The organism is Xenorhabdus sp. TS4, assembly GCF_014467265.1.
Lineage (GTDB): Bacteria > Pseudomonadota > Gammaproteobacteria > Enterobacterales > Enterobacteriaceae > Xenorhabdus > Xenorhabdus ehlersii.
Genome location: NZ_NKHQ01000002.1, coordinates 32940 through 52873 on the forward strand (window position 1 = coordinate 32940; position 19934 = coordinate 52873).

A 19934-nucleotide genomic window follows, 5' to 3' on the forward strand; every position below is an offset into this window, starting at 1 on the left:
AAGAAATTCGGTGGTGCGGTAGTTCAGTTGGTTAGAATACCGGCCTGTCACGCCGGGGGTCGCGGGTTCGAGTCCCGTCCGCACCGCCACCGTATTTAGGGGCGTAGTTCAATTGGTAGAGCACCGGTCTCCAAAACCGGGTGTTGGGAGTTCGAGCCTCTCCGCCCCTGCCAGTTAACAAATAAGTAATAATTGATATAGCTTTCAGATTAATAGCCCAGCTAAAGTTAGCTGGGTTTTTTGTTGTTTGTCATTTTTTGTACAGCTCTAACGTACTATGGCTCTAACATATTGCAATTCTGACCTATATTTTTACTGACATATAGTTTTTAACTTCTAGTCTCGTGTGATTCTAATTTCTTTGCGGGTGCTACTCCTTTGCTCGCTCTATACCGTACATCAATCCTTATTTTTCTATAGTTTTGCTATAAAAGTTGTTTTTGGTTAGTTACAGGTGCTTTCTCAACAGGAATTTTTAATAAGTGTTGGATAAGCGCTTGTTGGTCACTGTTTTGTAGCCATACAGCGTACAATGGCCGTTCTATTAACTGATTATTATTAGGTAAGGCAACGAGTTTCGGATATTCTTCTTGCCAATGTACAGGAAGGAAGGTTGCAGCATTAACGCTATCCAATAATTCTCTGGCAATATGTGCTGATGTGGTTGTAATGATAGGTGGATGATCGTTCTTTAAGATTTGTTGTTCTTGTTGGTGAAAATCAGCTCCCCACTCTAATTTAATATAATTTTCTACTGTCTTATCAATGTTATTCAGGGTTGTTAATAAAATAAGCTGGATATTACCTATCAACTGACTTTGAAACTCATCCATTTTGGGCGGTTCAGTGGTAATTAAGAGATCCAATTCACGAGAATGCAATTGTTTGACTAGCGACTGGCGTGTTGAAACGAAAGACTCGATTCTTGTTTCCCGATGGTGTTGATAAAATGTATTTATCCAGGATGTTAGATAACTTTCCCATAGGGATGCTGTAGCGCCGATAGAGAGTTTTGTATGCTGGGCGACATAATTGATTTCTTTCTTCGCCAATTGCCAGGTACTCATTAGTGATTCTGCATAAGGTACTAGGCGTTCTCCAGCTGCTGTTAGGCGGATATTATTACGATGCCGTGTGAATAGATTGGTACCCAACTGATTTTCTAGTTGGCGGATACGAAAACTAACAGCGGATTGTGTTAAATAGAGCGATTCAGCTGCCCGACCAAAGTGACGAGTCTTACTGACTTCCAAAAAGGTTTTCAGTAATTCAGTATCCACATGCATCTCCAATAGTTTTTGTCGTTAAGATTTAAATATTTTGTTTTACAGAATGTCAAGCCTCCCTAATACTCCGCGCCATAATTAGTATGACTTAGAGTTAGGAGTGTGTCAGATGGCTGAAAGCTTCATCACGACTAATCGTTTTTTTGATAATAAAAATTATCCACGTGGATTTTCCCGTCATGGTGATTTCACCATCAAAGAGGCTCAATTGCTAGAACGTTATGGTCATGCGTTCAATGAATTGGACCTTGGTAAACGTGAACCTCAAACAGAAGAAGAAAAACTGTTTGTTGCAGTTTGCCGTGGTGAACGTGCACCTGCAACGACAGAAGAAAAGGTATGGACTAAATATTTGGCAAAAATTAGCCGTCCAAAACGTTTTCATACCCTTTCCGGTGGAAAACCGCAGCTTGATTCTTCAGAGGACTATACCGATACTGATGATTAATACCATCATTAATATTAATCATCTATCCAAGAGGGGCAGTTGTCCCTCTTCTAACCGATAACTTATCCAGCCTGCTTCTGTAATTGAATAAGTAACCTATCCATACTTCGGTAGCTGAGTGCTTCCATAATATCTGGTTTTTCTATTCTTGTTTGTTCTTTTAAGTCTGCAATTGTGCGAGAAACCCTAAGTATTCTGTGCCAGGCACGTATAGATAGTCCTAATTTCAATAAAGTATTTTCCAGAAAAACCGCATTTTCCATGTTAATTTTGCAAATATCTTCGGTTTGTTTGCTACTGAGACGGGCATTGATGTGCCCACAGCGCTCTATTTGTATTTTTCTTGCTTTTGCTACGCGTTTTTTGATTTCTTGACTACTTTCTCCATATTTTGTTGATGATTGACTTAAAATTCCTGGAGGAAGAAGGGGAACTTCAATAGAGAGATCAAAACGATCTAAAAAAGGGCCTGATAGTTTAGAGAGATAACGTAATACTTGGTGTGGACTACTTCGGTTATGTATTCCTTGATGATAGCCGGTTGGACTAGGGTTCATGGCTGCAATCAATTGAACTTGGGCAGGAAATCGGACTTTTGCTCTGGCACGGGATATTACTATTTCGCCAGATTCTAACGGTTCCCGTAGGGCATCAAGGACACTGCGATTAAATTCAGGTAATTCGTCTAGAAATAACACACCATTATGGGCAAGAGAAATTTCTCCCGGCTTAGGTATTGAGCCTCCCCCAACAAGAGCTGCCATTGAAGAACTGTGATGAGGGGTTCTAAACGGGCGTATATGCCATTTTTGAGGATTAACGGGGCATCCCGCTAAACTATTGATTGCAGCGACGTCTAGAGCTTCCTGATGCGTCAATGGTGGTAATAAACCACATAATCGGCTGGCAAGCATAGTTTTGCCGGTGCCTGGAGGACCGAGCAGCAGAAGATTATGACCGCCAGCGGCTGTGATCTCCAGTGCCCGTTTAGCTTGTTCCTGCCCAATAATATCCTGTATATCCAAAATAAATGATTCAGTCTGTAGTTCGACAGGAGAAGGAGAGGATAAGGTCGCATTTTCTCCTTGTAAGAAATGGCAGATTTGCAGTAAATGATTTGCCATTAGCGTTTCGTTTTGAGACAAAATTGCAAGTTCAGCTTGGTTTTCTGAGGAAAGGATCAGTTGTCTTCCTGCCCTTTTTGCACTCAATGCTGCGGGAATTGCTCCCGTAACTTGCCGTATTTCACCAGAGAGTGCTAATTCACCTAAAAACTCATAATTATGTAGCTTATCTGTCGGGATCTGCTCCGATGCAGCTAAAATTGCAATAGCGATGGGTAAATCATATCTTCCCCCTTCTTTGGGGAGATCTGCGGGTGCTAAATTGACGGTAATCCTTTTGGGTGGATAAGTAAAACCACTATTGATCAGAGCGCTTCGGACACGATCTCTGGCTTCCTTTACGGTAGTTTCAGGTAAACCAACAAGGGTGAGACCGGGTAAACCATTACTGATATGTGCTTCTATCGTGACGATAGGGGAATCAATACCAATTGTTGCCCGTGTATGAATAACGGCCAGTGCCATGATGCTCTCCTTAGCAAGAAAGCAGTTATCATGGATCGATAAAAAATAATGAAAAGTCGCTTTTCTTTATTTTGTGAAAAGGTTCGTAAATATATTTATCACTATGATTATACTGACAACCATTCAGTTGTTTGGATTTTAATAATAACATAATGTTATATATGAATAATCTAACAAGCTGGAATTTTTATGATAAAAAAATCGAGCGGGAATAAGTGGTACTCATCGATAACTATAACTTGATAAAATACATAAGATTAATTTAATTAATCTTGAGCATATATACTATTAACTATGATAATAGTTAATCATAAAAATTAGTTTTGATCGTATTTTTGCCATGTTATCGAGACTTAGACGATTAACTCGTTTTTTTATTATTTTATTTATTAATTATTTTACTAAACAAACAGATGGCAATTTTTTCTGAAATAAAAATGAGTGAATTACAGTGGATTTATCTATTTTTTAGTTATCTAAATGAAAAATATGAATAAAATAATTTTGTTATAAAAAAACAAAAATAATCGTTGTCAATAATCATAGAAAGTGATAACTCTTAAATATACGTCAAGCATACAAATTAAAAACGAATAGAATTATGAACGCATTTGTCTTTGTCCTAGTGATTAGCCTAATTATTAGCGTGGTGGTGATTATTCCACCGTGCGGGGCTGCACTTGGACGAAGAACGGCTTAGACAGAAGAATAGCCAGATTCCAAAAACCCCCGCACCGAAAGGCGCGGGGGTTTTTTTTAGGTCTGATACTGAGTTCGACAAAATAGAAGTAACAAAACATCGCAACAGCCAACAGCAAGGTAAACGTAACAGGGGAGACGGCAATGAACGGGGCACAATCGGTTGTAGAGGCATTACGAAAACAGGGAATTGAAAAAGTTTTTGGTTATCCTGGTGGAGCAATCATGCCAGTTTATGATGCGCTGTATGATGGTGGTGTTGAGCACATTTTGTGTCGCCATGAACAAGGCGCTGTTATGGCAGCTATTGGCTATGCGAGAGCAAGTGGTAAGCCAGGCGTTTGCATCGCGACATCAGGGCCAGGAGCGACAAACTTAATCACGGGATTGGCTGACGCATTATTGGATTCCGTTCCTGTTGTCGCTATTACGGGTCAGGTGAGTTCTGAATTTATCGGGACAGATGCCTTTCAGGAAATCGATATACTGGGAATGTCTCTTTCTTGTACAAAACACAGTTTTCTTGTTGATTCACTGGAAAAATTACCTCAAATCATGGCCGATGCTTTCTCCATTGCCATGAATGGTCGCCCGGGCCCTGTTCTGATTGATTTACCAAAAGATATTCAGTTAGCACAAGGTGATTTTGCCCCCTATTTAATACCGATATCCCCTAAATTTTCTCTTCCAAAACAAGAGATTGAATTTGCTCGTCAATTGTTAGCTTCATCTCGGAAACCTATTTTGTATGTGGGTGGAGGGGTTGGCATGTCTGGTGCTGTTCCTGAATTGCGTAATTTTGTATCTGAAACGGGTGTTCCCGTTGTTTCCACATTGAAAGGTTTGGGAGCGGCAGATTTTAAACATGAATGTTATTTGGGAATGTTAGGGATGCATGGTACTAAAGCCGCTAACCTTGCCGTTCAATCCTGTGATTTGTTAATTGCCGTTGGGGCGCGTTTTGATGACCGTGTTACAGGAAAGTTGAATACTTTTGCACCTAAAGCCAAAGTTATTCATTTGGATATTGATCCTGTTGAATTTAATAAATTACGTCAGACTCATGTTTCATTATTGGGTGATTTAAAAACCCTATTGCCTCATTTACAACAACCTTTATCGATCCAAGCCTGGCAACAAAAAATCAAACAATTAAAAAACGAACATGCATGGTGTTATGACTGTCAGGGCGAAAGCATTTATGCTCCGTTGCTGCTGAAGCAGGTTTCTGAACGTGCCTCGTCCAGCACAGTTATCACAACCGATGTTGGGCAGCATCAGATGTGGGCTGCTCAGCACATGACTTTTAGTCAGCCAGAAAATTTCATCACATCAAGTGGATTAGGCACGATGGGATTCGGCATTCCAGCGGCGGTTGGTGCCCAGATGGCTCGTCCTGAAGATATGGTTATCTGCATATCTGGTGACGGCTCCTTTATGATGAATGTTCAAGAATTAGGCACTATTAAACGCAAGCAATTGCCGGTCAAACTGATCTTATTGGATAACCAAAGATTGGGCATGGTTCGTCAGTGGCAAGAGTTGTTTTTTGACAAACGTTATAGCGAAACGATCTTAACTGATAATCCTGATTTTCTTACGTTGGCGCGGGCGTTTGGTATTCCGGGACAGAGAGTTACTGACAAAGCACAAGTGGACGAAGCATTGGATGCTTTGTTCAACAGTGAGGGTGCGTATTTATTACATGTGTCTATTGATGAATTAGAGAATGTCTGGCCATTGGTTCCACCAGGCGCAAGCAACGAAACCATGTTGGAGAAATCATTATGAGACAGCATCAACTTGCTATTAAGGCGCGGTTTTGCCCTGAGATTTTGGAACGGATTCTGAGGGTTACCCGTCACCGCGGGTTTCAGATATGCGCATTGAATATGGATCATATAACAGATAGTGATAATGTAAATATTGAACTCACCGTGTCTAGCCAGCGTCCAGTTAATTTACTTTTTTCTCAACTGATGAAATTGGTGGATGTTGCTGGTGTTGAGATCAAAAACAAAGAATCACGATTAATAAGCGCATAATGCGCCATTGAAGGAAAACTGAGAATGACAAAGCAAGCTGATTATATTTGGTTCAATGGAGAAATGGTGCCTTGGGCAGATGCTAAAGTTCACGTTATGTCCCATGCCTTACATTATGGTACTTCGGTATTTGAGGGGATTCGTTGCTATGACTCCCACAAAGGGCCCGTTGTTTTTCGTCATCGTGAACATATGCAGCGCTTGCGTGACTCAGCCAAGATTTACCGTTTCCCAGTGAGTCAAAGTGTGGACGAATTGATGGAAGCTTGCCGTGAAACGCTGCGTAAAAATAAATTGGTCAGTGCTTACATTCGCCCATTGATATTTGTGGGTCATGTTGGAATGGGAGTAAACCCACCTGCTGGCTATAAAACAGACGTTATCATTGCTGCTTTTCCGTGGGGAGCTTATCTCGGTGAGGAAGCTTTAGATCAGGGCATTGATGCGATGGTTTCTTCATGGAATCGCATGGCAGCAAATACGATCCCTACAGGCGCAAAAGCGGGAGGCAACTATCTCTCTTCTTTGTTGGTGGGAAGTGAAGCACGACGTCATGGTTATCAGGAAGGTATTGCCCTGGATGTTCATGGTTATATTTCAGAAGGTGCGGGCGAAAACTTATTTGAAGTGAAGGACGGAATTCTATTCACGCCGCCATTTGCTTCATCTGCTTTGCCAGGGATCACCCGTGATGCCATCATCAAGTTGGCACAAGATCTTGGCCTGGAAGTTCGTGAACAGGTACTTTCTCGCGAATCGCTTTATTTAGCGGATGAAGTATTCATGACAGGAACGGCTGCGGAGATCACTCCGGTTCGTAGTGTAGATGGTATTCAGGTGGGTATCGGCAAATGTGGCTCCGTCACTAAAAAAATTCAAAGTGCGTTCTTTGGCTTATTTGATGGTACGACAGAAGATAAATGGGGTTGGTTGGATCCAGTTAATCCTTAATAAAAAATATAAAACTCAACAGGCGGTCGTTCCCCGCCTGTTTTGATTGCTGAAGTTAATTGATAAGACTGACATGGGAGTGAAGACAATGCCTAAATACCGTTCTGCCACGACGACTCATGGCCGCAATATGGCGGGAGCCCGTGCCTTATGGCGAGCCACAGGTATGACAGATGCAGATTTTGGAAAACCTATTATTGCGGTTGTTAACTCATTCACGCAGTTTGTGCCAGGACATGTACATTTGCGTGATCTTGGCAAGCTGGTGGCAGAACAGATTCAGGCATCAGGGGGAGTTGCGAAAGAGTTCAATACCATCGCTGTTGATGATGGTATTGCAATGGGACATGGTGGAATGCTCTATTCGTTACCTTCGCGTGAGTTGATTGCTGACTCGGTGGAATACATGGTCAATGCCCACTGTGCTGATGCTATGGTGTGTATTTCCAACTGCGACAAAATCACGCCAGGCATGTTGATGGCATCTTTGCGCTTGAATATTCCGGTTATTTTTGTTTCTGGTGGTCCAATGGAAGCGGGTAAGACGCGATTATCCGATCAACTGATTAAACTGGATTTGGTCGATGCCATGATTCAGGGCGCCAACCCAAATGTCAGTGATGAACAGAGCGAGCAAATCGAACGTTCTGCCTGTCCGACGTGTGGCTCTTGCTCAGGTATGTTTACGGCGAATTCGATGAATTGTTTGACCGAAGCGCTTGGACTTTCACAGCCAGGTAATGGTTCATTGCTCGCTACTCATGCTGATCGTAAAACTCTGTTTATCAATGCTGGTAAACGCATTGTTGAACTAACTAAACGCTATTATGAACAAGATGATGATAGCGCTCTCCCACGTAATATTGCGACCAAAGCGGCATTTGAAAATGCGATGACATTGGATATTGCGATGGGGGGATCGACTAACACTGTTCTGCATTTGTTGGCCGCAGCGCAGGAAGCTGAAGTTGACTTCACGATGACGGATATTGATCGTCTGTCTCGTCAGGTGCCGCATTTATGTAAAGTTGCTCCGAGCACCCAGAAATACCATATGGAAGACGTCCATCGTGCTGGCGGTGTGATTGGTATCCTGGGTGAGCTTGATCGGGCTGGTCTTTTGTATCGCGATGTGAAAAATGTTTTGGGTTTGGATTTACCACAAACATTGGCCCAGTACGACATCATGCTGACAAAAGATGAAAATGTTAAGCGGATGTATGCAGCGGGGCCGGCGGGAATTCGTACCACACAAGCTTTCTCACAAGATTGTCGTTGGCCGTCGTTGGATGCAGATCGCGAGGCAGGATGTATTCGTGAACGTAATCATGCTTACAGTCAGGATGGTGGGCTGGCTGTTTTGTTCGGCAACATTGCAAGAGACGGTTGCATTGTGAAAACAGCAGGCGTTGATAAAGAAATCCTGACTTTCCGTGGTCCAGCCAAAGTTTACGAGAGCCAGGAGGATGCGGTAGAAGCCATTCTTGGTGGAAAAGTAGTGGCGGGAGACGTGGTTGTTATTCGTTATGAAGGGCCGAAAGGTGGCCCAGGTATGCAAGAGATGCTCTATCCTACCACCTATCTGAAATCGATGGGATTGGGGAAAAGTTGTGCATTGATTACGGATGGGCGTTTCTCAGGCGGAACATCGGGCTTATCTATTGGTCATGTCTCTCCAGAAGCGGCAAATGGTGGTTTGATTGGCCTGATTTATGACGGTGATATTATCAATATTGATATTCCAAATCGTAAAATTCAGTTGGATGTGGTGGAAACAGCACTGGCAGAGCGTACACAGGCTGAATTATCTCGCGGAGATAAAGCGTGGACACCTAAGTCCCGTGAGCGTCAGGTTTCTTTGGCATTACGTGCTTATGCTTCATTGGCGACCAGTGCTGATAAAGGCGCTGTGCGCGATAAAACCAAACTGGGGAGTTAATTGTGGCGGTTTATCCTCTTAATACTGAACCCAAGGGAGCGGAATATCTCAAGGCGGCATTGAGTGCGCCAGTTTATGATGTTGCTCAAGTCACTCCCTTACAGGAAATGAAAAAAATCTCTGCACGTTTAGGCAATACTATTTTGGTTAAACGGGAAGATCGCCAGTTGGTACATAGTTTCAAATTGCGCGGTGCGTACGCGATGATCGCAGGTTTGACGGAAGAGCAAAAAAGCAAAGGTGTGATCACGGCTTCCGCAGGCAACCATGCGCAAGGTGTTGCATTATCGGCCAGTAAGGTTGGCATAAAAGCCACTATTGTTATGCCGATAGCGACAGCGGATATTAAAGTCGATGCAGTTCGCAGTTTTGGTGGAGAGGTTTTGTTGCATGGTACGAACTTCGATGAAGCAAAGGCAAAAGCCATTGAGATAGCAAAAGAGCACGGTTACACCTTCGTTCCACCCTTTGACCATCCTGTCGTGATTGCAGGCCAGGCTACATTGGCAATGGAGTTGCTACAGCAGGATGTTCATCTTGATCGCATCTTTGTTCCGGTTGGTGGTGGCGGGTTGATTGCAGGGGTTGCCGTTCTGATCAAACAGCTTGTACCTGAAATGAAAGTCATTGGTGTGGAAGCCGAAGATTCTGCCTGTTTGAAAGCGGCACTGGAAGCAGGGCATCCGGTCGATTTGCCAAGAGTTGGATTATTCGCGGAAGGCGTAGCTGTCAAACGCATTGGCGACGAAACGTTTCGTTTATGCCAGCAATATGTCGATGATGTTATTACGGTAGACAGTGATGCTATCTGTGCTGCGATGAAAGATATCTTTGAAGATGTCAGGGCGGTTGCAGAACCTTCCGGTGCGCTGGCGCTGGCAGGCTTGAAGAAATATGTCCAGCAACATCAGATTCAGGGAGAACGGCTGGCACATATTCTTTCTGGGGCTAATGTGAATTTTCATGGATTGCGTTACGTTTCAGAACGCTGCGAGCTTGGAGAGCAACGCGAAGCCTTGCTGGCAGTGACGATCCCTGAACAAAAGGGAAGCTTCTTACAGTTCTGTCAGATACTGGGTACTCGTGTTGTGACTGAATTTAGCTATCGTTATTCGGATGCGACAGATCCAAATCAGGCCTGCATTTTTGTTGGTATCAGATTGAGTCGGGGAAATGCTGAACGTCGTGAAATCATTAAAGAATTAAAATCATCAGGGTATCAAGTCGCCGATTTTACGGATGATGAAATGGCGAAGCTGCATGTTCGTTATATGATCGGTGGCAGACCATCCAAGCCATTGCAGGAGCGATTGTTTAGTTTTGCTTTTCCTGAATCTCCAGGTGCTTTGCTGAAATTTTTGCAGACACTGGGGACTCATTGGAATATCACGCTGTTTCATTACCGTAGTCATGGCACGGATTATGGGCGTGTATTGGCTGCCTTTGAGCTTTCAGGGCCAGAAGTGTGTTTTGATCGCCATTTGAATGTGTTGGGCTATGAATACCATGATGAAACCGATAATCCTTCGTTTAAATTATTTCTGACTTAGTCATAAATCAATTAAATAAACAGCAAAATATCTTCCAAAGGGAAGTTGTTTTGCTGATTTTATATATTCAGATCATGACGAAATCCAGACTACAATAGCGCCCAAAATGCCTTAATCAACGGTTCGCCCAAGCGCTTACTCAACGCACAGACACCCAATTCAAACGGCTCGACCAAAGCAATATTTTCCAGCAGTGAAATACGGTTACGCACAGGTTCAGGACTGTTTTCGACAACAACCGTAGGGATCAGTGCAATCCCACAACCTAATGCTACCATAGAAACAATCGCTTCATGGCCGGAAACTGTCGCGTAAATGACGGGGTGCAGGATCTTATGTCGGCGGAACCACAGTTCAATACGTTTGCGGGAAGGGCCGTGCTCAGGCAGGATAAAAGGGATGTTATTCCAGTCGGGGTGTTCCTGGGTAGCGAGATTTCTCACGGCACAAGGCAGAGAAGGAGCAATCAGTACCAGTGGTACTTCACCTATTTTGGTAAAGCTGACATTATCAGGCAGTTTCTCTGGCTTACCTGCAATCCCTAAATCCACAGCATCGGATTGAACTTTATCAACGGCATCAGCAGCGTCTCCTGTTGTCAGTTTAATTTCCACCAGGGGATGTTCTGCCCGAAATTTATCCAATACTTGTGGAAGATGGCTATACGCAGCCGTGACTGAACAGAATAGACGTAACTCTCCCGTTAGTGATGGGCTTTGGTGGTTTAATGAATGCTGTAACTGTTTATATTGCAGGAGAGTTTGCTGGGCAAATTGTTTGAATTGTTCACCGGCTAAGGTCAATTTTACTGTCCGGTTATCCCGCAGAAAAAGCGGATGCCCCAATAATTCCTCAAGACGCTGGATCTGGCGTGAAAGTGTGGATGGACTGACGTGCATGGCCTTAGCTGAGCGGCCAAAGTGACAACTTTCTGCAAGGTGTAAAAACAGTTTTAAATCACGTAGATCCATCGTTTTTAGGCCTTTTATCGAGAGGCTGTTTGCCGTGAAAAAGTTTGTTGCATAAACTGCAATATAGTCTTGTTAATATATCAATTTCAGCAATGGCTTGCATGTCATATATTGTTTCTATGCAAACGACCTCACACCTAATTATTATATCGGAGTCACCATGGCTAATTATTTTGATACATTGAACTTACGCCAACAATTGGCGCAGTTAGGCAAATGTCGGTTTATGGCGCGGGAAGAATTTGCTGACGAAGCAGGGTATTTGAAAGGCAAGAAAGTGGTGATCATTGGTTGTGGTGCGCAAGGGCTAAACCAAGGTCTCAATATGCGTGATTCTGGTTTAGATATTGCCTATGCCTTGCGTAAAGAAGCGATTGATGAAAAACGACCATCATGGCGTAAGGCAACCGAAAATGGTTTTAAGGTTGGCACTTATGAAGAATTAATTCCACAGGCTGATTTGGTTATCAACCTGACACCAGACAAACAGCATTCAGCGGTGGTTCAGGCAGTGCAACCCTTGATGAAAGAAGGTGCAGCACTGGGCTATTCCCACGGTTTCAACATCGTCGAAGTGGGTGAGCAGATACGCAAAGATATCACCGTTGTGATGGTTGCGCCTAAATGCCCGGGTACGGAAGTGCGTGAAGAGTATAAGCGTGGATTTGGTGTGCCTACTCTGATTGCTGTACATCCAGAAAATGATGCAAAAGGCGAAGGGATGGCGATCGCGAAAGCGTGGGCAGCCGCAACAGGGGGACATCGGGCGGGTGTACTGGAATCTTCTTTTGTAGCAGAAGTTAAGTCTGATTTGATGGGAGAACAAACCATTCTGTGTGGCATGTTACAGGCTGGTTCTTTGTTGTGTTATGACCAACTGATTGCTGATGGTGTTGATCCCGGTTTTGCCGGAAAATTAATTCAATTTGGTTGGGAAACTATCACTGAAGCGCTGAAACAGGGTGGCATTACATTGATGATGGATCGTCTTTCTAATCCAGCAAAATTGCGTGCCTATGCCTTATCTGAACAACTGAAAACTATTTTGACTCCTCTGTTCCAGAAACATATGGATGACATCATTTCTGGTGAATTTTCTTCCACAATGATGGCAGACTGGGCAAATGACGATAAGAATTTGCTGGCTTGGCGTGAGGAAACCGGTAAGACGTCGTTCGAAAATTACCCAGACTACACAGGGCATATCAGTGAGCAGGAATACTTTGATCATGGCGTCCTGATGGTTGCAATGGTCAAGGCGGGGGTAGAACTGGCATTCGAGACGATGGTAGATACTGGCATTATCGAAGAGTCTGCTTATTATGAATCTTTGCATGAACTGCCGTTGATTGCGAATACCATCGCTCGCAAGCGTTTGTATGAAATGAACGTGGTAATTTCTGATACTGCAGAATACGGTAACTATCTGTTCTCATATGTCGCTGTTCCGTTGCTGAAAGAGAAATTTATGGCAACCTTGCAAGCAGGGGACTTAGGAAAAGAAGTTGCAGATCGTAGCGTTGATAATGCGCAGTTGCGTGATGTGAATGAAGCGATCCGTAACCATCCGATTGAAGTTATCGGTCGTACTTTGCGTGGCTATATGACAGATATGAAACGCATTGCAGTCGGTGGCTAATATCATGTTTATCCTGCCCGAAGTGACTTTATCGGGCAGGCAGTTCTTTCATTCTTGCAAATCGAATTTCAATTTTAGTTCATCAATGGCTTGTCGCTGAAATGCTTCAAATCGTTCTTTCGGTTGCTGCGATTGGATCATATTTAGCGCAGGATCGTTGACTTTAGTGCGTACACCGCTTAATTCCTCCATGACAGCCAACCCACAGAAAGGCACATAGGCTTCAGAATATCCCCCTTCGTGAACGATGACTAACTTGCCATGGCACAACTCATCGGCTGCTTGCTGTACCCTGCGGGTCATTTCACGGAAGCTGTCACTGTGCAATTGCATTCGTGCCAGAGGATCAAACGCATTGGCATCATAGCCGCAGGCAATGATGATCAACTCGGGTTGGTAACGTCGCAATGCAGGGAGTACAATCTGATCCATAGCATAAAGATAACTATTGTGCCCAGCTCCTGCCATCAATGGGATATTGATATTAAACCCTTCTCCTTTACCCGCCCCGATATCTTCCTCGCCACTATAGCCTTCGGGATAGCAGCCATCTTGATGCAGTGAAATAGTCAAAACATCATCACGTTCCCAGAAGATATGTTGGGTTCCATTGCCGTGGTGAACATCCCAGTCAATGACTGCGACTCGACCAACCCCAAGCTGTTCTTTTGCATGCTCAATGGCGAGGGCAATATTGGCAAGGAAACAGAATCCCATTGCTTGATCTGGCAGGCAGTGGTGTCCGGGGGGACGGGAAAGGCTGTAGGCATTATCCAACTCGCCTTGTAACACCGCTTTTACTGCGGCATAAGTTAGTCCGGCGGATAGTTTGGCTATTTCATAGCTACCTTGTCCTATTGGTGCCTCTGAGCCTAATGTTCCTCCGCCATTATCACTCACGGTCTTAAAGCGCTGTAAATACTCTTCGGTATGAACCAGTCTCAGCGTTGCATCATCAAGAGGTTCAGCACCACGCAGTTGCAATGAATGACTTAATCCCGAAACATCCATTAAGTTTTTCATTCTGCGTTTTGTTTCCGGTGATTCTGCATGTCCTGCACCGTTGGGAGGTTGTACCCATCCTCCAACCGGAAATGTCATAACGTGTGATAATCCCGAATTATGCCAGAAACAGAGTTCATCAAAGAAAAAGCCTGTTTTACGTAACATATTACATCCTCTTTGATTCCATTTATCTTTCAAGCTGCAACTTGAAATCTATTTGGTATATTGATTGTAGTCAGTAAGCGCAATTGATGGTTATAACATCAACGTAGTTAAATAGATCCTATGTATTTCAATTACAGTAGAATCAATATTGATATATTTTGACAGAGTAATTTAAATTATTAATGAAAAAATTATTTTGTAATTTATCACATAAATTAATAATAAAATGAATGAGTTTTAATGAAGTGCTATAAATAACAAATGGATATGTGAGTTAGCGATAGTATAAAATAGCGTAAAATAGGTATTCATATATTTATGGATTAAGAATGTTGGTAATAACTCCATTTTTTCTGCTATTTTTTTATCCGTTGAAAAATAAAATGCACTATAGTTTTCACCTCATTTTTTATAAAAATATGATTGATGCTTTTTTAATTTTTCTTGTGATAGTTCACTAACGTAAAGAAAATCACCTGTAACCTTGCTTTCTGTTACAATTTCTCTCCCCGATCTTTTATCCTGATATAGCTTTCGAAACAGTATGCGATTAAATCCAAGCCAACAACAAGCGGTTGAATTTGTAACAGGGCCTTGTCTGGTTCTGGCAGGTGCAGGCTCCGGCAAGACTCGAGTGATCACCAATAAAATTGCTCACCTGATCCGCACCTATGGTTATCAGGCTCGCCATATTGCGGCAGTCACTTTTACTAACAAAGCGGCACGTGAGATGAAAGAACGTGTTGCCCAAACCTTGGGTCGTAAGGAGACACGGGGATTAATGATCTCGACTTTCCATACCTTGGGATTGGAGATCGTTAAGCGTGAATACAAAGCGCTGGGAATGAAAAGTAACTTCTCATTATTTGATGATCAAGATCAGATGGCTTTGCTAAAAGATCTCACTGCGGATTTGCTGCAAGAAGATAAAGATCTGCTACAAAAACTGATTTCGAACATTTCTAACTGGAAGAATGACTTAATATCGCCAGAACAAGTAATGAGAATGGCACGTTCAGCGCAGGAACACCAGTTTGCAGAATGTTACCGTCGTTATGACTTGCACCTGAATAGTTGTAATGTTCTCGATTTTGATGATCTGATTACCAAACCAACTTTGCTGTTAATGCATGATGAGGAAGTCAGGGAGCGTTGGCAGAATAAAATTCGCTACTTGCTGGTGGATGAATATCAGGATACGAATACCAGTCAATATCAACTGGTGAAATTATTGGTGGGTAATCGCGCACGTTTTACCGTGGTTGGGGATGATGATCAATCCATTTATTCATGGCGTGGTGCTCGTCCACAGAATTTGATTTTATTGAAGGATGATTTCCCGCAGTTGAATGTGATTAAGCTGGAACAAAATTACCGTTCATCAGGGCGGATATTGAAAGCGGCGAATATTCTGATAGCCAACAATCCCCATGTTTTTGAAAAAAAACTCTTTTCGGAATTGGGGTATGGTGATCCGCTCAGGGTGATCGAAGCGAACAATGAAGATCATGAAGCTGAGCGTGTGGTGGGGGAGTTGATCGCTCATCACTTTATCAATAAAACGGAATATAAAGATTACGCTATTTTATATCGCGGTAATCACCAATCCCGTATCTTCGAAAAAATGTTGATGCAAAATCGCATTCCTTACCGAATTTCGGGGGGAACATCATTCTTTTCTCGGCCTGAAATTAAAAACCTGCTCTCTTATTTGCGTGTTTTGACCAATCCTGAGGATGACAGTGCATTTTTACGTATCGTCAATACACCACGACGAGAAATCGGTGCGGTGACGATCCAGAAATTGGGGGAATGGGCGAATCAGCGTAGCAAGAGCTTATATCAAGCCAGTTTTGATCTTGGGCTGGAGCAGCATTTAACAGGGCGTGGTTTGGCTGCATTACAGCGCTTTACCCACTGGATGGACGAAATAGCTCGTCAGGCGGAGCGGGAGCCACTGCTGGCGGTGAGAGACTTACTGCGTGGCATGGATTACGAAAGTTGGTTATATGAAACCTCCCCCAGCCCAAAAGCGGCTGAAATGAGAATGAAGAACGTCAACCAACTTTTCACTTGGATGAGTGAAATGCTGGAGGGAGATGACTTGAATGAGTCAATGTCTCTTTCCCAAGTCGTGGCGCGTTTTGCGTTGCGGGATATGCTGGAGAGAGGCGAGGAAGATGAAGAGTTGGATCAGGTTCAGTTAATGACGTTACATGCTTCCAAAGGGCTGGAGTTTCCCTATGTTTTTTTGGTGGGTATGGAAGAAGGTTTGTTACCTCACCAAAGCAGCATTGATGAAGACAATATTGAGGAAGAGCGTCGTTTGGCTTATGTGGGCATTACGCGCGCGCGGAGAGAACTTTTTTTCACTTTCAGCAAAGAGCGTCGCCAGTTTGGTGAACTTATCCGTCCAGAACCGAGCCGATTCTTGCTTGAGTTGCCGCAGGATGACTTGGATTGGCCACAAGGTAAGCGGGTGATGAGCGCAGAGGAAAGGATGAAACAGGGGCAATCGCGACTTGCCGACATTAAATCCCGTCTGGGACTTGGGCTGAAAACCGACAATAATAAATAGTACGATAATAGTCCCCTGCATTTATGGATAAGTGCAGAGGAATAAAGTAGAAACTTTAGCCGAGACGAGCATTATTTTGCTCTTCAAACAACAATAACCATTGGACATAACTCTGCCACTTCGTTTCTTGCTGTAATGCTTCAGTTCTGAGCGGGTGTTTTATCTGCCATTGATGGGGCAAGGTGATGATGAGCGTTTCATTTTTCGCCTGTAATCGTAAAGCTGGCAAAGTATCATCCCGCCGACGGCTGGCGAAAATAATTGCCAGCCGCAATAAGCGACATAACTTTTGTGCCTGTAGCGATGGCACAGCATTTTGCTGACTAAGTGATGCCAGATCCACTGGACCGCTTTGATTTTTCAATAGAATAGCCAACAGTCGTTTTTGGGCAGGAGTATAACCAGGCAGATCCAAGTGGCTTATCAAATAAGCGGAATGTGCAGGTCCCTGACGAAAATCAACAAACAGGCCTATTTCATGGAGCAAACAGGCACCGACCAATAACTCACGACAACGTTCGTCCAATTTCCATGAATTAGCAACTTGTTGGCAAAAATTTTCGGCTAACTGTTTGACACGCTGTGCCTGTTCAATATCCAGTTGAAAGCGATACTGAATATTGCACAGGGTTCTTGCCCGAATATCCTGTTCGATCGACAAATTCAGCATCCCATAAACCAGACCTTCACGTAGTGCGCCGCCTGCTAATATCATACTTTCGATATTCAATGCCTGAAAAATGGCGATTAAGATTGCCAATCCACTTGGAAAAACCAACGCCCGTTCCAGTGTCAGCCCATCAATTTCTAACTTTTCCAGCTTGCCGCACCCAATCGCCTGATGTTTAAGTTGCTGGAGTTTGGATAGGGTGATCAGTTCATCCATACCTTGAGCAATCATAATTTCCTGCAAGGCTTGTACCGTGCCGGAAGCTCCTACACAAACGTTCCAGCCTTGCTCAAGCAGCTTAGGGGTAACAGAGCTGAGAATATCATGTGCAGCAGTTTCTGCATTAGCAAAGTTTTCTGCTGTCAGGCGGCGATCATTGAAATAACGTTCCAGCCAGGTAACACAGCCCATTTCAAGGCTGAAAAGCTGGTTGGCTTTGGCGCCGATACCGGTTACCAATTCGGTACTGGCACCACCAATATCTACAACAAGTCGCTTTTCAGACCCGCCGGTCGTGTGAGCGACACCTTGATAAATTAGCTGGGCCTCTTCTTCGCCGCTGATCACATGAACAGGTTTGCCTAATATTTCTGAGGCCTTTCTGGTAAATTCATCTGAATTTTTTGCCAGCCTCAAGGTTGCGGTAGCAACAACGCGGATCTGTGAGACAGGAATATCCTGCAGATATTCGGAAAAGAGGCGCAAGCACTGCCATCCTCGTTCCATTGCCTGTTGTGATAAATGATTATTTTTATCTAATCCGGCAGCCAGCCTGACTTTGCGTTTGATGCGAGTAACGACTTGAATGCTGCCGGATACATCACGGACAACCAACATGTGAAAACTGTTTGAGCCTAAATCGATAGCCGCATAAAGCGAAGAAGCACTTAGCATAGTATTTATTCCGGCCTGTGTTGTTTCAGCATCGTGTTATTTCAACATTACGTTATTCCAATACCGATCGTACTATTCCAGCATTATTCAGCATTGCGTCATTTTAGCCTGGGCGCTTACTGTTACGTGTTGCATTGCCACGGCGTGGTATGTTGGTACGCCGTGGATGCCCCCCTGAGCGGGTGCGATTACGACGCTTAGGTACTGGCAGATCTTTTAGCAATGCATCACTGTTATATTTGCTAACAGGTATCTGGTGTTGAATATATTCTTCAATGGCTGGTAAGTTCAGCGCATACTCTTCACATGCCAGACTGATAGAATGACCACTTTCTCCAGCACGGCCTGTCCGACCAATCCGGTGAACATAATCTTCACAGTCATCGGGTAGATCATAGTTAAATACATGTGTCACTGATGGGATATGCAGCCCTCGGGCGGCAACATCTGTGGCAACCAGAATGTCTAGATTGCCCAAGCTGAATTCTTCAAGAATACGCAGGCGTTTTTTCTGTGCAACATCACCAGTCAGCAAACCAACCCGATGACCATCAGCAGCCAGATGGGCCCAGATGTCTTCACAACGGTGTTTGGTATTGGCAAAAATAATGCAGCGATCAGGCCACTCTTCTTCCAGCAGAGTCTGTAGCAGACGCATTTTCTCTTCGTTGGAAGGATAAAATAGCTCTTCCTTAATGCGGTGCCCGGTTTTTTGCAGCGGTTCCACTTCCACATACTCAGGATTATTCATCTGCTCAAAAGCCAGTTCACGCACTCGATAAGAGAGGGTTGCGGAAAATAGCAAATTCATTCTTTCTGTAGCCGCGGGGAACCGACGGAACAACCAGCGAATATCTTTGATAAAGCCCAGGTCATACATGCGATCCGCTTCATCAAGTACAATAACTTGAATGGCACCAAGATGGATATGGCCCTGTTTTGCGTAATCGATCAAACGCCCTGTTGTGCCAATGACGATATCGACGCCAGCTTCCAGAACCTTGAGCTGTTTATCATAGCCATCACCGCCGTAGGCAAGACCCATTTTCAACCCAGTGACTTGTGCTAATTCTTCTGCGTCAGAGTATATTTGAACCGCCAATTCACGGGTAGGCGCCATAATCAGTGCTCTTGGCTGATTAGTTTTACGCTCTTTCTTCGCAGGGTGAGTCAATAAGTAATTAAAAGTAGACGCCAAAAATGCCAGCGTCTTGCCCGTTCCGGTTTGTGCTTGCCCCGCAACATCTCGGCCTTCGACAGTTAAAGGCAATGTTAGCGCCTGTATCGGCGTGCAGTTGGAAAACCCCTTTTTTTCAAGGGCTTCTAAGACTTTGGGGTGCAATGCGAAGTCGGAAAACTTCTTTTCTGTCAAATGTGTTTTGCTCATAGTAAGGTAGAATATCAGTTAACTATTGCTTTAAGAAAGTGTATCCGCTGAAATAAAGACACCCTTATGTTGGTTAATGTACACTGACACTGTAAAAGATTTTACTTTTGGAGCAAAA

The 19934-nt window shown here is 43.7% G+C and carries 15 protein-coding genes and 2 tRNA genes; 11 read left to right on the forward strand and 6 right to left on the reverse strand.

Features of this window, described 5'->3' with window-relative positions; genetic code table 11:
- The first annotated feature begins 12 nt into the window (after positions 1 to 12).
- Positions 13 to 89, forward strand: a tRNA-Asp gene (locus Xets_RS00855).
- An 8-nt stretch (positions 90 to 97) separates the two neighbouring features.
- A tRNA-Trp gene (locus Xets_RS00860) sits at positions 98 to 173 on the forward strand.
- Positions 174 to 425: 252 nt separating this feature from the next.
- Here the strand turns inward: Xets_RS00860 and hdfR are convergent.
- On the reverse strand, positions 426 to 1280 hold the full coding sequence (gene hdfR, locus Xets_RS00865) for an HTH-type transcriptional regulator HdfR (RefSeq protein ID WP_187651048.1): 855 nt from the start codon (positions 1278 to 1280) through the stop codon (positions 426 to 428).
- A gap of 115 nt (positions 1281 to 1395) precedes the next feature.
- On the opposite strand from hdfR, the gene Xets_RS00870 reads away from it, so the two are divergent.
- Complete coding sequence (locus Xets_RS00870) at positions 1396 to 1734, forward strand: DUF413 domain-containing protein (RefSeq protein ID WP_099133079.1); 339 nt, start codon at positions 1396 to 1398, stop codon at positions 1732 to 1734.
- Between the two features lie 62 nt (positions 1735 to 1796).
- Here Xets_RS00870 and Xets_RS00875 read toward each other — a convergent pair whose 3' ends face one another.
- Entirely contained in the window at positions 1797 to 3323 is a 1527-nt protein-coding gene (locus Xets_RS00875; RefSeq protein ID WP_099133080.1) for a YifB family Mg chelatase-like AAA ATPase, read from the reverse strand.
- Between the two features lie 601 nt (positions 3324 to 3924).
- Between Xets_RS00875 and Xets_RS00880 the strand changes: the two genes are divergently transcribed.
- From Xets_RS00880 to ilvA, 6 genes are all read left to right on the forward strand, one after another.
- Positions 3925 to 4023, forward strand: coding sequence for an IlvGEDA operon leader peptide (locus Xets_RS00880; RefSeq protein WP_099133081.1), 99 nt, complete (start codon positions 3925 to 3927; stop codon positions 4021 to 4023).
- Positions 4024 to 4166: 143 nt separating this feature from the next.
- Positions 4167 to 5813, forward strand: a complete 1647-nt coding sequence (gene ilvG / locus Xets_RS00885) for an acetolactate synthase 2 catalytic subunit (protein WP_099133082.1) — start codon at positions 4167 to 4169, stop codon at positions 5811 to 5813.
- Complete coding sequence (gene ilvM, locus Xets_RS00890) at positions 5810 to 6067, forward strand: acetolactate synthase 2 small subunit (protein ID WP_099133083.1); 258 nt, start codon at positions 5810 to 5812, stop codon at positions 6065 to 6067. The genes ilvG and ilvM overlap by 4 nt, the downstream gene beginning before the upstream one ends.
- Positions 6068 to 6091: 24 nt before the next feature.
- On the forward strand, positions 6092 to 7018 hold the full coding sequence (locus Xets_RS00895; RefSeq protein ID WP_187651049.1) for a branched-chain amino acid transaminase: 927 nt from the start codon (positions 6092 to 6094) through the stop codon (positions 7016 to 7018).
- 88 nt (positions 7019 to 7106) lie between these two features.
- Positions 7107 to 8957: a dihydroxy-acid dehydratase gene (gene ilvD / locus Xets_RS00900; RefSeq protein WP_099133085.1), complete on the forward strand. Its 1851-nt coding sequence runs from the start codon at positions 7107 to 7109 to the stop codon at positions 8955 to 8957.
- A 2-nt stretch (positions 8958 to 8959) separates the two neighbouring features.
- Positions 8960 to 10507: a threonine ammonia-lyase, biosynthetic gene (gene ilvA / locus Xets_RS00905; protein ID WP_099133086.1), complete on the forward strand. Its 1548-nt coding sequence runs from the start codon at positions 8960 to 8962 to the stop codon at positions 10505 to 10507.
- A gap of 89 nt (positions 10508 to 10596) precedes the next feature.
- Here the strand turns inward: ilvA and ilvY are convergent, their stop codons facing one another.
- Complete coding sequence (ilvY, locus tag Xets_RS00910) at positions 10597 to 11478, reverse strand: HTH-type transcriptional activator IlvY (RefSeq protein ID WP_099133087.1); 882 nt, start codon at positions 11476 to 11478, stop codon at positions 10597 to 10599.
- A gap of 160 nt (positions 11479 to 11638) precedes the next feature.
- Here ilvY and ilvC point away from each other — a divergent pair, with 160 nt between their 5' ends.
- The gene (ilvC, locus tag Xets_RS00915) at positions 11639 to 13117 is read left to right on the forward strand and encodes a ketol-acid reductoisomerase (RefSeq protein ID WP_099133088.1); all 1479 of its coding nucleotides are present in this window, start codon (positions 11639 to 11641) and stop codon (positions 13115 to 13117) included.
- Between the two features lie 48 nt (positions 13118 to 13165).
- Here ilvC and Xets_RS00920 read toward each other — a convergent pair whose 3' ends face one another.
- Entirely contained in the window at positions 13166 to 14287 is a 1122-nt protein-coding gene (locus Xets_RS00920) for a class II histone deacetylase (RefSeq protein WP_099133089.1), read from the reverse strand.
- Positions 14288 to 14831: 544 nt separating this feature from the next.
- Between Xets_RS00920 and rep the strand changes: the two genes are divergently transcribed.
- Entirely contained in the window at positions 14832 to 16865 is a 2034-nt protein-coding gene (gene rep, locus Xets_RS00925) for a DNA helicase Rep (RefSeq protein ID WP_187651050.1), read from the forward strand.
- A gap of 55 nt (positions 16866 to 16920) precedes the next feature.
- On the opposite strand, the gene gppA is transcribed toward rep, so the two are convergent.
- Both gppA and rhlB read right to left on the reverse strand, forming a co-directional pair.
- Complete coding sequence (gene gppA, locus Xets_RS00930) at positions 16921 to 18429, reverse strand: guanosine-5'-triphosphate,3'-diphosphate diphosphatase (protein WP_187651051.1); 1509 nt, start codon at positions 18427 to 18429, stop codon at positions 16921 to 16923.
- Between the two features lie 103 nt (positions 18430 to 18532).
- Positions 18533 to 19816, reverse strand: coding sequence for an ATP-dependent RNA helicase RhlB (gene rhlB / locus Xets_RS00935; protein ID WP_187651052.1), 1284 nt, complete (start codon positions 19814 to 19816; stop codon positions 18533 to 18535).
- Positions 19817 to 19934: the final 118 nt, after the last annotated feature.

What these genes read in the sequence shown, in the direction of transcription:
- rhlB (WP_187651052.1), bottom strand. Translation starts at nt 19,816, where the DNA reads ATGAGCAAAACACATTTGACAGAAAAGAAGTTTTCCGACTTCGCATTG.
- ilvC (WP_099133088.1), top strand. Translation starts at nt 11,639, where the DNA reads ATGGCTAATTATTTTGATACATTGAACTTACGCCAACAATTGGCGCAG.
- ilvD (WP_099133085.1), top strand. Translation starts at nt 7,107, where the DNA reads ATGCCTAAATACCGTTCTGCCACGACGACTCATGGCCGCAATATGGCG.
- ilvY (WP_099133087.1), bottom strand. Translation starts at nt 11,478, where the DNA reads ATGGATCTACGTGATTTAAAACTGTTTTTACACCTTGCAGAAAGTTGT.
- Xets_RS00875 (WP_099133080.1), bottom strand. Translation starts at nt 3,323, where the DNA reads ATGGCACTGGCCGTTATTCATACACGGGCAACAATTGGTATTGATTCC.
- Xets_RS00880 (WP_099133081.1), top strand. Translation starts at nt 3,925, where the DNA reads ATGAACGCATTTGTCTTTGTCCTAGTGATTAGCCTAATTATTAGCGTG.
- ilvM (WP_099133083.1), top strand. Translation starts at nt 5,810, where the DNA reads ATGAGACAGCATCAACTTGCTATTAAGGCGCGGTTTTGCCCTGAGATT.
- Xets_RS00870 (WP_099133079.1), top strand. Translation starts at nt 1,396, where the DNA reads ATGGCTGAAAGCTTCATCACGACTAATCGTTTTTTTGATAATAAAAAT.
- Xets_RS00895 (WP_187651049.1), top strand. Translation starts at nt 6,092, where the DNA reads ATGACAAAGCAAGCTGATTATATTTGGTTCAATGGAGAAATGGTGCCT.
- gppA (WP_187651051.1), bottom strand. Translation starts at nt 18,429, where the DNA reads ATGCTAAGTGCTTCTTCGCTTTATGCGGCTATCGATTTAGGCTCAAAC.
- rep (WP_187651050.1), top strand. Translation starts at nt 14,832, where the DNA reads ATGCGATTAAATCCAAGCCAACAACAAGCGGTTGAATTTGTAACAGGG.
- ilvG (WP_099133082.1), top strand. Translation starts at nt 4,167, where the DNA reads ATGAACGGGGCACAATCGGTTGTAGAGGCATTACGAAAACAGGGAATT.
- Xets_RS00920 (WP_099133089.1), bottom strand. Translation starts at nt 14,287, where the DNA reads ATGTTACGTAAAACAGGCTTTTTCTTTGATGAACTCTGTTTCTGGCAT.